The sequence below is a fragment of the Micromonospora alfalfae genome, assembly GCF_022230925.1.
GTDB lineage: Bacteria > Actinomycetota > Actinomycetes > Mycobacteriales > Micromonosporaceae > Micromonospora > Micromonospora alfalfae.
Genome location: NZ_JAKKFH010000012.1, coordinates 23873 through 39595, shown reverse-complemented (window position 1 = coordinate 39595; position 15723 = coordinate 23873). Strand labels below are relative to the sequence as shown.

At 70.9% G+C, this 15723-nt stretch carries 12 protein-coding genes; 3 read left to right on the top strand and 9 right to left on the bottom strand.

Going from position 1 to position 15723, the window contains the following annotated elements:
• Positions 1–22: 22 nt before the first annotated feature.
• The 6 genes from ccsB to hemL are packed head-to-tail and all read right to left on the bottom strand — an operon-like array spanning position 23 to position 6012.
• Complete coding sequence (gene ccsB, locus MED01_RS12530; protein WP_238668695.1) at positions 23–994, bottom strand: c-type cytochrome biogenesis protein CcsB; 972 nt, start codon at positions 992–994, stop codon at positions 23–25.
• On the bottom strand, positions 994–2637 hold the full coding sequence (gene resB, locus MED01_RS12525) for a cytochrome c biogenesis protein ResB (protein WP_238668694.1): 1644 nt from the start codon (positions 2635–2637) through the stop codon (positions 994–996). Before resB ends, ccsB begins: the two co-directional genes overlap by 1 nt.
• Positions 2637–3455, bottom strand: coding sequence for a cytochrome c biogenesis CcdA family protein (locus MED01_RS12520; RefSeq protein WP_238668693.1), 819 nt, complete (start codon positions 3453–3455; stop codon positions 2637–2639). The genes resB and MED01_RS12520 overlap by 1 nt, the downstream gene beginning before the upstream one ends.
• A complete protein-coding gene (locus tag MED01_RS12515; RefSeq protein WP_238668692.1) occupies positions 3455–4021 on the bottom strand; it encodes a TlpA family protein disulfide reductase in 567 nt (188 codons plus the stop codon). Before MED01_RS12515 ends, MED01_RS12520 begins: the two co-directional genes overlap by 1 nt.
• Positions 4021–4668: a histidine phosphatase family protein gene (locus MED01_RS12510; protein ID WP_124854176.1), complete on the bottom strand. Its 648-nt coding sequence runs from the start codon at positions 4666–4668 to the stop codon at positions 4021–4023. The genes MED01_RS12515 and MED01_RS12510 overlap by 1 nt, the downstream gene beginning before the upstream one ends.
• Positions 4669–4674: 6 nt before the next feature.
• Positions 4675–6012 (bottom strand): glutamate-1-semialdehyde 2,1-aminomutase, encoded by a 1338-nt coding sequence (gene hemL, locus MED01_RS12505; RefSeq protein ID WP_238668691.1) that lies wholly within the window; start codon positions 6010–6012, stop codon positions 4675–4677.
• Positions 6013–6188: 176 nt separating this feature from the next.
• On the opposite strand from hemL, the gene MED01_RS12500 reads away from it, so the two are divergent.
• The gene (locus MED01_RS12500; RefSeq protein ID WP_088951070.1) at positions 6189–6524 is read left to right on the top strand and encodes an STAS domain-containing protein; all 336 of its coding nucleotides are present in this window, start codon (positions 6189–6191) and stop codon (positions 6522–6524) included.
• A gap of 15 nt (positions 6525–6539) precedes the next feature.
• Here MED01_RS12500 and MED01_RS12495 read toward each other — a convergent pair whose 3' ends face one another.
• Together MED01_RS12495 and MED01_RS12490 are read right to left on the bottom strand one after the other, a co-directional pair.
• Complete coding sequence (locus tag MED01_RS12495; protein ID WP_091395745.1) at positions 6540–7094, bottom strand: response regulator; 555 nt, start codon at positions 7092–7094, stop codon at positions 6540–6542.
• Entirely contained in the window at positions 7091–11458 is a 4368-nt protein-coding gene (locus tag MED01_RS12490) for a HAMP domain-containing protein (RefSeq protein WP_238668690.1), read from the bottom strand. Before MED01_RS12490 ends, MED01_RS12495 begins: the two co-directional genes overlap by 4 nt.
• Before the next feature lie 294 nt (positions 11459–11752).
• Between MED01_RS12490 and MED01_RS12485 the strand changes: the two genes are divergently transcribed.
• Positions 11753–13825, top strand: coding sequence for a SpoIIE family protein phosphatase (locus MED01_RS12485; protein ID WP_238668689.1), 2073 nt, complete (start codon positions 11753–11755; stop codon positions 13823–13825).
• A gap of 48 nt (positions 13826–13873) precedes the next feature.
• Positions 13874–14281, top strand: a complete 408-nt coding sequence (locus MED01_RS12480; RefSeq protein ID WP_238668688.1) for a hypothetical protein — start codon at positions 13874–13876, stop codon at positions 14279–14281.
• Positions 14282–14298: 17 nt separating this feature from the next.
• On the opposite strand, the gene MED01_RS12475 is transcribed toward MED01_RS12480, so the two are convergent.
• The gene (locus MED01_RS12475) at positions 14299–15657 is read right to left on the bottom strand and encodes an FAD-binding oxidoreductase (protein WP_238668687.1); all 1359 of its coding nucleotides are present in this window, start codon (positions 15655–15657) and stop codon (positions 14299–14301) included.
• Positions 15658–15723: the final 66 nt, after the last annotated feature.

Here is a 15723-nt window from a genome sequence, read left to right as displayed (position 1 = left end):
GGCCCGCACCGCGTTGCCAGGATCAGTCCAGCCCGCCGTACGAGTGCAGGCCGGTGAAGAAGATGTTCACGCCGAACAGGTTCATCAGCATGGTGAGGAAGCCGAGCACCGCGATCCAGGTGGCCACGTTCCGCTTGACGCTGGGCGTCGCGCGGGCGTGCAGGTAGCCGGCGTACACCACCCAGGAGATGAACGCCCAGGTCTCCTTCGGGTCCCAGCCCCACGGCCGGCCCCAGGCCGCCTCGGCCCAGATGGCACCGGCGATCACCGCGAAGGTGAAGATCGGGAAGGCGAAGGCGTGCAGCGCGAAGGTCAGCCGCTCCAGGCCCGCCGCGCCGGGCAGCCGCTTGGCCAGTGTGTACGGGAAGCTGCGCTTGCCCTGCTCGTACCCGTTGCGCATCAGGAAGCCGACCGCCGGCACCACACCGAGCAGAAAGATGCCGGACGCGAAGACGATCGTCGAGACGTGGATGATGAACCAGTACGAGTTCAGCGCCGGCACCAGCGGCACGATCGGCACGTACAGCACCAGCTCGGCGGTGGCGACCAGCAGCACCATCACCAGGGTGAGGAAGAGCCCGAGCTTGCGCAGCGACTGTCGCTTCCAGAGCACCACCAGCCAGGCGGCCACCCCGATGAACGTCACAGTGAGCACGAACTCGTACATGTTGCCCCAGGGCATCCGGTCCGCAGCGAGCCCACGGGTCACCAGCGCCGCCAGGTGCAGCGCGGCGGCGACAGCAGTGGCGCCCACCCCGATCAGGCCCGCGAGCCGGGCCCGCCCGGCGGAACGGTCGACCGTGGGCGGCGACGGGACCGGCGCCGGCGGCGTCGGGACGACACCGCCACCCGCACCGACCAACTCGCGCACCGGAGCCGCCGTGGCGACCCGGGTACGCACGTTGCCCAGCGCGTACTCGACGGCGTGGCCGATCATCGCGATCAGGTACGCCAGGATCGCGAATGTCACCAGATTGTCGGAGAGTGCGGACATCACTCGGCTCCTTCTCGCACGCCGGCCCGGTCAGCGGAGTCAGCGCCAGCACCAGCCCGTTCGGCACCGCTGACGGCGGCGACCAGCTGGGTGAACTCGTCGGCGAACCCTGGATAGTCGGTACGCGGCAACCCGCCGACCTCCATCAAGCTACTACCGCTCGTCGGAGATCCTTCCCCGGGGTCGGCCGGCACCACCCGGAAGAACACCCGGCGGCGTTTCCCGAACAGCGAACCCATCAACCCGACCAGCAGGACGCCGCAGCTGACCAGCAGCATCGTCGAGCCCGGATCGTGCCGGATGGAGAGGGTGACGTACCGCTCGGTGCCCAGGAACTCGACTGTCGTGCCGTCGTCCAGCTTCCAGGTCTCGCCCTTGCGGAGCAGTTTGGTGCCGACCTCCTTGACCTTGCCGGCCCGCACCTGCCGCTGGTCGAGTTGGTAGACCGAGCCGGGGATACCGGCGTCCAGGCCGAGGTTGCCCCGGTAGGCGACCAGGTTCAGCGCCGGGTTGCGCTCGGTCGGGTACTGCGAGCGGACGAACGGCGCCTGCTCGGGTGCCGTGGGCAGGTAGATGCCGGTGAACGCCATCTGCAGATCCGGTGCGCGCTGACCGGTCGCCGGGTCGACGTTCGCGTCCGGGAAGGCCGCCAACCCTTCGCTGGTCAGGCCCATGTCGCCGGTGGTCAGGAACGGTTCGTCACTGATCTGGCTGTTGCCGAACCGGTCGGTGTAGCGGATCACCGGGGCGTACCCGTGGCCGAGCAGGTAAACGCTCGCGTCGTTGAGGCGCAGCGGCGAGTTCACCGAGAAGTCGGCGCTGCGGGTCGGCTCGTCCGGGCCGTCGACTGTGACAGTGGCGTTGAAGAACTCCGGTTGGCCGGACGCCAGGAACCGGGCCTCGAAGTCGTCCAGCCGCAGGCAGAAGCCGGGCAGGTCGGCGCTGTCCACCTGAGGGCCGAGCTTCGCCTCGGCGTACTGCTGACGGGTGTTGCAGAACGCGTTGTCAGCGCCGGCCACCAGCAGCCGGTTGCCGCTCCAGCCGTACCAGGAGCCGAGCGCCACGCCGATCAGCACCGCGATCAGCGAGGTGTGGAACAGCAGGTTGCCGGTCTCCTTGAGGTAGCCCTTCTCGGCGGAGACCTCGTCGCCGCGCACCTCGACACGCCAGCGGCGCTTGCGCAGCGCCTCCGCGATGGCCGCCGCCCCACCGGGCGGGGCGGGCAGCACTGTGTGCTGCGGCAGCCGGGCCATCCGCTTCGGCGCGGCCGGCGGACGCGAGCGCAGCGTGCGGACGTGGTCACGCAGCCGGGGCGTGATGCAGCCGATCAGGGAGGTGAACAGCAGCAGGTAGATCGCGGAGAACCAGACCGACCCGAAGACCTCGAACGCGCCGATCCGGTCCAGCCGGGGGGCCCAGTCCGGGTGGTCGACGAAGTACTCGTTGACCTTCTCCGGGCTGATCCCGCGCTGCGGCAGCACCGAGCCGGGGATGGCGGCGATCGCGAGCAGGAAGAGCAGGATCAGCGCCGTACGCATGCTGGTGAGCTGCCGCCACGAGTTGCGCAGCAGGGCCAGCAGCCGGTTCGGCCGGCGGCGTGGCGCGGGCGCCGCGGTCTCCGGTCGGTCCTCGACGACAGTCATCAGATGCTCACCTCGCCCACCCCGACGGTGGTCTGCAGCCAGATCACGAAGCTCTGCCATCCGCCGGTGACCAGGGCCAGACCGATCAGGATGAGCAGGGCGCCACCGACCCGGGTGACCCAGCGGCTGTTGCGCCGAACGGCGCGGAAGACCCCGAGCAGGCGTTCGAAGCCCAACCCGAAGACGATGAACGGTATCCCCAACCCGAGGCAGTACGCCACGGCGAGCACCACGGCTCGGTCGCTCTGGCCGCTTGCGGTGGCCATGCCCATCACCGCGCCGAGCGTGGGGCCGGTGCAGGGCACCCAACTGAGCGCGAAGACCGCCCCGAAGACCGGTGCGCCGAGCAGTCCGGCCGACGGCAACCGGGAGATCCGGAACTCCCGTTGCAGGGCCGGGATCATCCCGAGGTAGCTCAACCCCGCCACGATGATCAGCACGCCGACGCCGATCTGCAACTCGCGCTTGTAGTCGAAGAACACCCGGCCGATGCTGGCGAAGAGGATCGCGGTGGCCACGAAGACGACTGTGAAGCCGCCGATGAAGAGAAGCGTCCCGGCGAGTACCCGACCCTTGACCGCGCCGACCCGCGCGACCCGCTCCTTGACGGCGACGCCCCCGCCGGCCGGAGCGGGATCGGCCTCCGGCCGCCGGCCCTCCAGGTCGGCGCCGGCCAGACCGGTCACGTACGACAGGTAGCCGGGGACGAGCGGAAGCACGCACGGGGAGAGGAAACTGACCAGGCCGGCGAGCGCCGCCGCGCCGATGGCGAGCAGCAGCGGCCCGCGGAGGGCCAGTTGCTCGAAGGTCTCCCCCATCAGTTCGGGGCCGGCTTCTCGGCGGCGACCCGTTCGACGATCGGCAGCAGCTCGTCCTTCGTCACAGCGCGACGGATCACCACTGCGATCCGTCCGTCGCGGTCGAGGACAACAGTCGCCGGTGTCGAATTGGGCGGGATGTCGAAGTTCAGCGCCTGGCGGCTGGAGGGGTCGAAGATGCTCGGGTAGGTGGCCCGCCCCTGCTCGAAGGCGATCGCCTTGTCCTTGCTGTCCTGCACGTTGACCCCGAGGAAGGTCACCCCGGACGCCTTGGTGGCCTGGTAGGTGTCCTCCAGGTCGTCGGCCTCCGCACGGCAGGGAGCGCACCAGGAACCCCAGAAGTTGACCACCACCACCTGGCCGCGCGCCTGGGAGACGTCGTACTGGCCGCCGGTGAGCAGTTCGCCGATCACCTTGGGGGTCTTCGACCGCTGGTCCGGCGCACAGGTGATCGTGAGGCCATCACTTGTGCAGTCCTTCTCCCCGCCGCCCCCGGACGTGCAGCCGACCAGCGCCACCGCGGCGACGGTGGCGAGCAGACCGGCGGTCCACCTCCGGGCGTTCATCAGGCCCCCTTGGCCGTCCGGGCGGTCGCGGAGAGAGCGATCAGGTGCGCGGCCGGCTCGCTGTAGCCGATGCCCGCCACCTTCGCGCCGTCGAAGTGGAACGAGGTGAGACTCGCCAGCCCGCACTGCCGCCTGCGCGGGTCGTGCCAGAGCCGCTTGCGCTCGACGTAACGACGCAACGTCCAGATCGGGAGCTGGTGCGACACCAGCACCGCCTCACGTCCCTCGGCGGCGACCCGGGCGGCGTGCACGGCAGCGAACATCCGCTCGGCGATCACCCGGTACGCCTCACCCCAGGACGGGGTCACCGGGTCGCGCAGCACCCACCAGTTGCGCGGGTCGCGGAACGACCCGTCACCCGGGGAGACCTTCTTGCCCTCGAACCAGTTGGCGCTCTCGATCAGCCGCTCGTCCACCCCCACCGGCAGCCCGAACTGGGCGGCGATCGGCTCGGCGGTCTGCTGGGCGCGCTCCAGCGGGCTGGCCACCACGTGCACGATCTCCCGCTCGGCCAGGCCCTGCGCGGCGGCCTTGGCCATCTGCACACCCAGCTCGGAGAGACGGAACCCGGGCAGCCGGCCATAGAGGATCTGGTCGGGGTTGTACACCTCGCCGTGCCGAAGCACGTGGACCACCGTCTTGCTCAAGATCTTCTACCCCCCGTGACCGGCCGCTGCCGCCGCGTTCGCCGCCGTGGGCAGCGCGTCGGCGATGTGTTCCAGAGCGGCGTCGTCGAGCGCCGCCGACACGAACCACGACTCGAACGCGCTCGGCGGCAGGTAGACGCCAGCGGCGAGCATCGCGTGGAAGAACGCCTTGAACGCCGGCACCTGCTGGGTGCGCGCGCTGTCGTAGTCGACCACATCGGCGTCGGTGAAGAAGACCGAGAACATGCTGCCCGCGTACGACAGTCGGTGCGGGACCCCGGCGGCGGCCAACGCGTCGGACGCGAGCTTGCCCACGACGGCGGCCGTCTCGTCGAGGCGCTGGTACAACGCGTCGTCGGCGAGCCGCAGGGTCGCCAGGCCGGCGGCGCAGGCCAGCGGGTTACCGGAGAGGGTGCCGGCCTGGTAGACCGGGCCGGCCGGCGCGAGACGCGCCATGATGTCCGCGCGCCCGCCGAACGCCGCGGCGGGCAGGCCACCCCCCATGACCTTGCCGTACGTCCACAGATCGGCGTCGGAGGCGTCGAGGCCGTGCCACCCGGCGCGAGAGACCCGGAACCCGGTCATCACCTCGTCCACCACCAGCAGTGCGCCGTGCGCGTGCGCGATCCGGGCGAGCTGCTGGTTGAAGCCGTCGCGGGGGGCCACCACGCCCATGTTGCCGGCGGCGGCCTCGGTGATCACCGCGGCGATGTGCGGGCCCTCGGCGGCGAAGGCCTCCTCGACGGCCCGGATGTCGTTGTACGGAAGCACTATCGTCTCGCTGGCCGCCGCGCCGGTCACGCCGGGCGAGTCGGGCAGGCCCAGGGTGGCCACGCCGGAGCCGGCGGCGGCGAGCAACGCGTCGACGTGGCCGTGGTAGCAGCCGGCGAACTTGATGATCTTCGAGCGGCCGGTGAAGCCACGGGCCAGCCGGATCGCCGACATGGTCGCCTCGGTGCCGGAGTTGACCAGGCGGACCTGCTCGACCGGGGTCCGGGCGACGATCTCGTCGGCCAGCTCCACCTCACCGGGGGTGGGAGTGCCGAAGCTGGTGCCCCGGGCGGCGGCGGCCTGAACGGCCTCCACCACCTCCGGGTGGGCGTGCCCGAGGATCAACGGACCCCAGGAGCAGACCAGATCGACGTAGCGGCGACCGTCGGCGTCGTACAGCCACGGGCCCTCACCACGGACCATGAAACGTGGGGTGCCGCCGACCGCCTGGAAGGCGCGCACAGGGGAGTTCACCCCGCCCGGCACGATGGCGCGGGCGCGGTCGAACAGGGCCTCGGAGGCCGGCGCGTCGGCTGGGTAGCGGCCGGATCCGGCAGGAAAGATGTCGGTCACGATGCCGCCATTGTGACAGCGCCGGACGGTCAACCAGCAGCCACCCCGTGGCGGGGTTACCCGGCTCACCTGCGACCCGCCTCGGTCAACAGCGCCGAAACGGGGCTCGTGGCCTGGACGGCGACGGCTCGCGGCCTCGACAGGCCAGGTCGGTCGGATCGCGCTAGGCTGACCGGGTGGATCGTGCCGAACTGTCCATCACGCTACACCGGACGGGCGACGAAGCAGTCTTGCGCCTGGCCGGTGAGATCGACATGCTCACGGCGGCCCAGCTCTCCACCGTCGTCAACGAGGTGCTGGCCGACCCGCCGCCGAAGATCGTGCTCGACCTCGGCGGCGTCACCTTCTGCGACTCGCAGGGCCTGGGCACCCTTGTCGTGCTCAGCCGCAAGGCCAGCCACGCGCAGAGCCTGCTGATGCTGACGCACGTGGGCGACTTCCTGATCCGCGTGCTGGACATCACCGGCCTGCGCAGCGCCCTGATGATCCGCAACGACCAGCCCACCGGCTGAGCCGCCCCGCCGCCGTCAGGCGGTGTTGCCCCAACGGGCCTGTTCGAGCAGCCGTACCGCCCGGTCGCGGACCTCCGGGTCGTCCGAACGGAGCTGCGCGGTCGCCTCGTCAACCGCGTCGGTGAGCCGCCGCCACTGCGTGTCGCGCTCCCGGACCAGATCCGACTGGGTTGCGAGCTGCCGGGTCTTCACCCACAGCTCGACGAAGACCGACACCTTGGCCCGGAGCACCCACGGGTCGAACGGCTTGGTGAGGTAGTCCACCGCGCCCACCTGGTAACCCCGAAGGGCGAGCTGGGCGTCCCGGTCGGCGGCGGTGAGGAAGATGATCGGCACGTGCCGGGTCCGCTCGCGGCGCTTGATGTGACTCGCCGTCTCGAAGCCGTCCATGTCCGGCATCTGCGCGTCCAGCAGGATCACCGCGAAGTCGTCCACCAGCAGCTGCTTGAGCGCCGCCTCGCCGCTCTCCACCGCCACCGACTGGACCGGCAGCCCCTGGAGGATCGCCTCCAGGGCTGTCAGGTTCTGCCGCCGGTCGTCCACGAGCAGCGCTTTGGCCATCTGGGTCACGAAGTCTCCTCGGTCCGGCTGCCGTTGATCCAGGACGACATCAGTTCGATCAGGTCGTCCAGGTCGACCGGCTTGGTGATGTAGTCGCTGCCCCCGGCAGCGAGGGCCGACTCACGGTCACCCGGCATCGCCTTCGCGGTCAGGAAGACCACCGGAAGGTCGGCGAACCGGTGGTTGCGGCGAATCTGGCGGGTGGTCTCGTAACCATCCTGGTCGGGCATCATGGCGTCCATCAGCACGATGTCCACCTCCGGATGCTCGGCCAGCAGACGGACACCGTCCGCCCCGTTGTCCGAGTACAGCACGGTCATCCCGTGCAGCTCCAACGCGCTGGTCAAGGCGAAGACGTTGCGGACGTCGTCATCCACGATCAGCACCGTGGCACCGTCCAGTTGACGGGTGGCCGGCGCCTCCGGCCGTTCCGACAGCAGTTCCAGCGGCGGCATCAGCAGCGACGACGGCAGCCCGGCGCGCTGCGGCGACGGAGTCTGCGGCGCGACCACCGCGTCCGGGGCCAGCACCTGCGGCACGAACAGGGTGAAGGTCGAGCCCTGGCCGGGCGCGGACGAGACGGTGATGGTGCCGCCGATCAGTCGGGCCAGATCGCGGCTGATCGACAGGCCCAGGCCGGTGCCGCCGTACCGGCGACTGGTAGTGCCGTCGGCCTGCTGGAACGCCTCGAAGATGATCGACAGCTTGTCGTCGGAGATGCCGATCCCGGTGTCGATCACGGTGAACGCGATCACCTGCTGGGCGTTCGTCAGCGCCGGCACGTCGAAGACCGCGTTCTCCGCGGCCGGGGCGATCCGCAACGTCACGGCCCCGTTGTCGGTGAACTTCACAGCATTGGATAGCAGGTTGCGCAGGATCTGCTGCAACCGCTGCGCGTCGGTCACCAACGCCGGCGGCAGATCCTTGCTGACCCGTACCTGGAAGTCCAGGTTCTTCTCCTCGGCCTGCGGCGCGAACGCCTGCTCCACGTAGCCGCGCAGCTCGGTGAAGCGGATCTCGGTCGGCTCGACGTCCATCCGGCCCGCCTCGATCTTGGACAGGTCGAGGATGTCGTCGATCAGTCGCAGCAGGTCGGAGCCGGACCCGTGGATGGTCCGGGCGAACTCGATCTGCTTCGGGCTGAGGTTCTGCTCCGAGTTCTCGGCCAGCAGACGGGCCAGCAACAGCAACGAGTTCAGCGGGGTCCGCAGCTCGTGGCTCATGTTGGCCAGGAACTCCGACTTGTACGCCGACGCCCGGGTCAGCTGCTGCGCCTTCTCCTCCAGGCCCAGCCGCGCCAGCTCGATCTCCCGGTTCTTCGTCTCGATGTTGCCCTTCTGCTCGGACAGCAGAGTGGCCTTCTCCTCCAGCTCGGCGTTGGTGCGCTGCAACTCCGCCGACTGCTCCTGCATCTCGTGGGCCAGCCGCTGCGACTGGGCCAACAGCTCCTCCGTACGCCGGTTGGCCTGGATGGTGTTGACGGCGATGCCGATGGTGAGCACCAACCGCTCCAGGAACGACAGGTGCAGTTCGGAGAAGGCCGACACACTGGCGAACTCGATCACCCCGAGCAGCTCGCCCTCGAACAGGACGGGGAGCACCACCAGGTCGGACGGGGGTGTCTCGGCCAGGCCGGACCGCAGGGTGAGCCGACTGTTCGGGGAGGCGCTGACCCGGATCGTGCGACGGGAGAGCGCTGTCTGCCCGACCAGCCCCTCACCCGGCCCGAAGGTGACGTCGTGCCCCCGCGCCACGTACCCGTACGAGGAGGTCAGCCGCAGCCGCATGCTGCCGTCTGTGTCGTCGGCCAGGAAGAAGGCGCCGAGCTGGGCGTCGACCAGCGGGGTCACCTCCGTCATGATCATGCGGCAGACCTCGCCGAGGTCGCGCTGGCCCTGCAGGAGGCCGCCGATCCGGGCGAGGTTGGAGTCCAGCCAGCCCTGCTCGGCGTTCTTCTTTGTCGTCTCCCGAAGGGTGACGATCATCTGGTTGATGTTGTCCTTCAGCTCGGCGACCTCGCCCTGCGCCTTGACAGCGATCCGCTGGGTCAGGTCGCCCCGGGTCACCGAGGTGGACACCTGGGCGATGGCCCGCAACTGCGTGGTCAGCGTCGAGGCGAGCTGGTTGACGTTCTCGGTGAGGTCGCGCCAGGTGCCGGAGACGCCCTTCACCTGCGCCTGGCCGCCGAGCTTGCCCTCGATACCGACCTCGCGGGCCACCCGGGTCACCTCGTCGGCGAACGACGACAGCTGGTCGACCATCGTGTTGACAGTCGACTTCAGCTCCAGGATCTCGCCCTGGGCGTCCACGGTGATCTTCTGCGACAGGTCACCCTTCGCCACGGCGGTGGTCACCGAGGCGATGTTGCGGACCTGGCTGGTCAGGTTCGACGCCATCGAGTTCACGTTGTCGGTCAGATCCCGCCAGGTGCCCGAGACACCCTTCACCTGCGCCTGACCGCCGAGCTTGCCCTCGGTGCCCACCTCGCGCGCGACCCGGGTCACCTCGTCGGCGAACGACGACAACTGGTCCACCATCGTGTTGACAGTCGACTTCAACTCCAGGATCTCGCCCCGCGCGTCCACCGTGATCTTCTGCGACAGGTCACCCTTCGCCACAGCGGTGGAGACCTGGGCGATGTTGCGGACCTGGGCGGTCAGGTTCGACGCCATCGAGTTCACGTTGTCGGTCAGATCCCGCCACGTGCCGGCGACCCCGCGCACCTGCGCCTGACCGCCCAACTTGCCCTCGGTGCCCACCTCACGCGCGACCCGGGTCACCTCGTCGGCGAACGACGACAACTGGTCCACCATCGTGTTGACAGTCGACTTCAACTCCAGGATCTCGCCCCGCGCGTCCACCGTGATCTTCTGCGACAGGTCACCCTTCGCCACGGCGGTGGTCACCGAGGCGATGTTGCGGACCTGGCTGGTCAGGTTCGACGCCATCGAGTTCACGTTGTCGGTCAGATCCCGCCAGGTGCCCGAGACACCCTTCACCTGCGCCTGACCGCCCAGGTTGCCCTCGGTGCCCACCTCACGGGCCACCCGGGTCACCTCGTCGGCGAACGACGACAACTGGTCGACCATGGTGTTGACGGTGTTCTTCAGCTCCAGGATCTCGCCCTGGGCGTCCACCGTGATCTTCTGCGACAGGTCACCCTTCGCCACGGCGGTGGAGACCTGGGAGATGTTGCGGACCTGGCTGGTCAGGTTGCCGGCCAACTGGTTGACGTTCTCGGTGAGGTCCCGCCAGGTGCCGGAGACGCCGCGCACCTGGGCCTGACCACCCAACTTGCCCTCGATGCCCACCTCACGCGCGACCCGGGTCACCTCGTCGGCGAACGACGACAACTGGTCCACCATCGTGTTGACGGTGTCCTTCAGCTCCAGGATCTCGCCCTGCGCCGCCACCGTGATCTTCTGCGACAGGTCGCCGCGCGCCACAGCAGTGGAGACCTGGGCGATGTTACGGACCTGGGCGGTCAGGTTCGACGCCATCGAGTTGACGCTGTCGGTCAGGTCCTTCCAGGTGCCTGCCACGTTCGGCACCTCGGCCTGGCCACCCAACTTGCCCTCGGTGCCCACCTCACGGGCCACCCGGGTCACCTGCTCGGCGAAGAGCCGCAGCGTGTCGGTGAGGTAGTTCATCGTGGCGGCCAGCTCGGCCACCTCACCACGCGCGCTGACCGTGATCTTCTGCGACAGGTCACCCTTGGCCACCGCCGTCGCCACCTGCGAGATCGACCGCACCTGGCCGGTCAGGTTCGACGCCATGGTGTTCACCGAGTCGGTGAGGTCCTTCCAGGTGCCGGCGACGCCCCGCACGTCGGCCTGGCCACCCAACTTGCCCTCGGTGCCCACCTCACGGGCCACCCGGGTCACCTCGTTGGAGAACGACGACAGCTGGTCCACCATCGTGTTCACAGTGCGCCCGATGCGCAGGTACTCACCGCGCAGCGGCCGACCGTCGATCTCCAACGCCATGTGCTGGGACAGGTCACCGTCGGCGACCGCCACGATCACCCGGGCGATCTCGGTGGTCGGTCGACCCAGGTCGTCGATCAGCGAGTTGATCGCCCGCTGCCCCTCCGCCCACGAGCCGTCCAACCCCTCGTCGTCGAGCCGCTCGGTGAGCCGGCCGTCGCGACCGACGATCCGGCTGATCCGCCGCAGGTCCAGGTACTGCCGCTCCTGGAGCGAGACCACCTCGTTGAAGGCGTCCGCCACCTCACCGGCCGCGCCGGCCCGGCGGGGAAGCCGGACCTTCAGGTCACCGCGCCCGATCCGTCGCAGTGCCTCGGCCAACTCACCGAGGAGCGCCTCGTGGTCGGACGCGGACGGATCCGCCACCGACTGCTTCGACGTGGTCATCATTCCTCGCTCAACTCGGGGGGCACCGGTCCGTGCGGGCACACCGGCACCCCATATTGTGCCCGCGCGCGCCGTGGTGCCAGGGTGCGCGACCCGCCAGGTGGCATCGATCGCCCGTCGACCCGCCCGATCAGGGTCGAGCCGGCACGGCGCGCCGCAAACCTCGCCCGACTCCCGGACCGTTCGTTTCGACGCGTCGACCAGCCCCCTGCCGCCGGTGCCGCTGACCGACGCGACAGCCCGCGATCGGTGATCGGCTTGGCACCCGGCAGGGGGACGGTGGAGGATACGGGGGTGTCAGCCGAGGCGGGGCCCGCGACGGCCGGGGCCCGGGACGGGGCCGTCCGGCGTGTGCGGCTGCCCGCCGACCGCCGTACGCCGGCCGCCGCCCGCGCCGTGGTCCGCTCGGTGTTGACCGAGTCACACCTCGACGAACTGGCCAACGAGGCGCTGCTGCTCACCACCGAGCTGACCACCAACGCCGTCGAGCACGCCCGTACCGAACTGGACATCGAGGTCGTCGCGGACGAGATCGGGCTGACCGTCACCGTCTCCGACTTCGCCCCCGGTTCCGGCGACGAGCTGACAGTCGGCGACCGCAACGACTCCACCGAGATCAACGAGGTCTCCGTGCGGGGCCGGGGCCTGTTGCTGGTCGACCACTTCGCCAGCCGCTGGGGCACCACGTACCTGCCCACCGGAAAGGGCGTCTGGTTCCGGCTGGACCGCCCCGGCGCGGGCCCGCCCTCCAGCGGGACCATCGGCGAATCGACACCGGCCAACGCCGGCCCTAGAACGAGCACCGACGGGTCCGCGCCGAGCGCCAGCGCGATGAGCGAACTCATGCAGACAGCCCCCGACCTGTACGGGGACGACCCGTTGCCCGACTTCGCCACCAGCCTGCTCAGCCGGGTCGCCGAGATGGTGGGCGCAGCCGGCGGCACCATCCGCCTGGACCGGGGCGACGGGCAGGGCAGCCAGGTGCTGGCCCGCTTCGGTCGGCCGCCCCGCCCCGGCAGCGACCTGCTCCGGGTGCCACTGACTGTGCACCGCCCGTACGCCGGGGAGTTGGAGTTGGACGCCGCGCCGTCGGCGTACGCCCAACCGTTGGCGGTGCTCACCGCCGAGCGGCTGTCGCTGCACCTGGAGAACGACCGGCTGCGCCGGGCCGACGTCCGCCGGCAGGTGTGGCTTACCTTCCTGGCCGAGGCGAGCGAACTGCTGGCCCAGTCGCTCGACGTCGACCTGACCATGGCGCTGGTGCCGCAGTTGGTGGTGCCGCGACTCGGTCAGTGGTGCGCTGTGCACACCGCCGACGAATGGGGTCGGCTCCGGCTGGCGGCTGCCAGCCACGCCGACGAGTCGATGCTTCCGCAGTTGCACAAGGTGCTGGCGGAGACCGGGCCGGATTCGATCCAGGCCCGTCTCCGCGAGGCGTCCCGCAGCGCGGCGCAGATCCCCCTGGGCGGGCCGATGGAGGGTTTCGCCGTCCCGCTGATCGCCCGCGGGCAGCGGCTCGGGACCCTGGCGGTGGGGCGGCACCAGCGGCACCGGCACGACCCGGACGAGGTGGCCGTGTTGGAGGACGTGGCTCGACGGGCCGCGCTGGCCATCGAGAACGCCCGGATCCACGCCGAACGCCGTCGGGTGGCGCAGACGCTCCAGCAGTCTCTGCTGCCGCCGGTGCTGCCGCTTGTGGACGGGATCGGTTTCGCCGCCGAGTACGTCCCGACCGGCGACGACGCCGAGGTGGGTGGCGACTTCTACGACGTGGTGCCGCTGCCCGACGGGCGCTGGCTGGTGGTGATCGGTGACGTCTCGGGCAAGGGTGTCCAGGCCGCCGCGGTGACCGGGCTGGTCCGGGACGTGATCCGGGTGCTGGTCGGCGACGGCAAACCGTTACCCGAGGCGCTGGCGCGGCTCAACGAGACGCTTGTCGAGCGCGGTGGTGGTCGCTACTGCACGCTGGCCCTGGCAGCGGTCGGGCCGGGCGAGGGTGACCAGTTGGACGTCTCGCTGCACCTCGCCGGGCACGACCGGCCGGTGCTGCTCGCCGCAGCGGGCGGCGCCGGGTTCGTCGGCACCGGCGGCACCGCGCTCGGCCTGCTCGACACGATCACCTCGCCGACGGCGGAGATCACGCTCGCACCGGGCGATTCGCTGATCTTCTACACCGATGGCGTCACCGAGCGGAGGCGCGGCCGGGAGCTGTTCGGCACCGACCGGCTGCGGGACGCCGCCGCTCCCCTGGCCGGGTATTCGGCCGACGTGGTGGCCGCCCGGCTGCGCGCCGCGGCGATCAACTTCTCGGTCGAGCCACCCCGGGACGACATCGCCGTCCTGGTGCTCCGCAACGACGCGACCTGACCGCAGCGCGGCCAACGGCTATCGGGTCCGCTCGGTAGATTGACGACCATGTCGAGTGCCGCGCAGGTCACGTCGTACTCCCGGCCGTTTGTCCGGGCCCTGATCGTCGCGCAGTTCGCGACCATCGGCGGGTTCCTCGCCGTGCTGCTGCTCTACGTCGGTCAGATGGCGAGCGCCGGCGTCGGCCCGGCCGAGATGCTGACCGGCGCGTACGACCCGAAGGACATGGCCTTCTTCGGGGTGCTCCACCCCGTGGTGGCGGTGCTCTACCTGACGGGTGCTGTGCTCGGGCTGCCGTTGGCGATCGTCGCGGTGGCGCTGGTCGTCCGGGAGCGCGAGGCCCTGCCCCGGGCAACCCGGTCACTGCTGCTGGCCGGGGCGGCCGGCAGCCTGCTGGTGCTGGTGGCCCGCCTCACCCCGCCGCTGCTGGACATGCACCGGTGGTGGCTGGACTGAGCACGGCCGGCCGGGCCTCACAGGCCGCCGGGGAGCCGCCCGGGCGCGAGCCGGTGCTCCGGATCGAGGTGCCGCTTCGCGGCCCGCAACTGGGCCAGGCCGGCCAACTCGCCCCAGAGGTCGACCGCCTGGCGGACCGCCGCCGGAGCGGAGACCACCACGCAGCGGCCCTGCCGGGCCAGCAGCACCCCTCGGACTGCGGCCAGGATGGACGCCACCCGGTCGGCTGCCAGCGCCCCGGGCAACGCCGCGTGCACCACGCCCAGCCCGGCGGACCCACGTATCGGCACCGGCGCTCCGGCCGCGTCGCGTAGCGCGTAGACGGCGGCGTGCAGGTCGCCGATCGGCACCTCCAGGCGCAGCGCCGTGTCACCCGGCGCGAACGGGTAGCGGCGCCACCACGTCGGCGCGGAGTGCGCGATCGTCGCCTCCCCGTGCAGCAGGCCGACAAGCCGCTCGGCACGCTCGGTGACGTCGGCGGGGCCGCCTTCCAGCAGCACCACCAGGCTGCCGGCCCGGGACGGAGCGCCGGCCCGGCCGGACATCGACGGATGGCGCTCCCGGGCGGTGGCCGCCGGGTGACCGGGCGGGTACGGCGTACGTGGGCGGGGGGTGCCTCCGGGCAGGTCCAGCTCGATGGCCGCCGGCTCCAGCCGAGCGGCGAGGATCGTCCGGACCAGGTCGTGCACCTCCAACGGCGTCCACACCGGGCGGGACACCCAGAGCCTGCTCGCCGGCACCGGCTGCACCCGCAGGCTCGCCGACACCAGCACGCCGAGCGCGCCCTGGGAGCCGCAGAGCAGGCGGGCCAGGTCGAGCCCGGGCGCGCCACCGCCGACGCTGGTCAGCTCGCCGTCGGCGGCGAGGTAACGCACACCGAGAAGTTGGTCGCAGGGGCTGCCATGGCGGTGGCGCAGCGGGCCGGCCTCGCCGGCGGCGAGCACGCCGCCCACTGTCGCGCCGGGTGAGGGGGCGTCCATCGCGAGCCGCTGGCCGGTGCGCTCCAGGGTGGCCTGCACCGCCCGCAGTGGAGTGCCGGCACCCACCTCGGTCACCAGCGAGTCGACCGGCTCGTGACCGATGCCGGCCAGTCGGCCGGTGTCGAGCAGGATGTCGACCTGAACGGGGGCGGCACCCCAGTCGATCTTCGTGCCCGCGCCTCGGGGCACCACCGCCAGATCGTGCACGGCGGCCAGCCGCAGCACCTCGGCGGCGGCGTGCGGGCCACCCGGGACGGCCACCCAACGCGCCGGTCGCCCCGCCACCTCGTCGGCCGGCCCGGCCAGCCGGGAGAACGGTGGACCGCAGATCGCCGCCAACCGCCGGGTGATCTCAAGGGCTCCGGACCGGCCGAGGGAACTCGCTGCTGCCGCCATGCCGGCCATCGTACATGTGTTCTAAAGCCGCGGTGGCGAGTATCGGGATGCCGCTGGTCCGGCGCG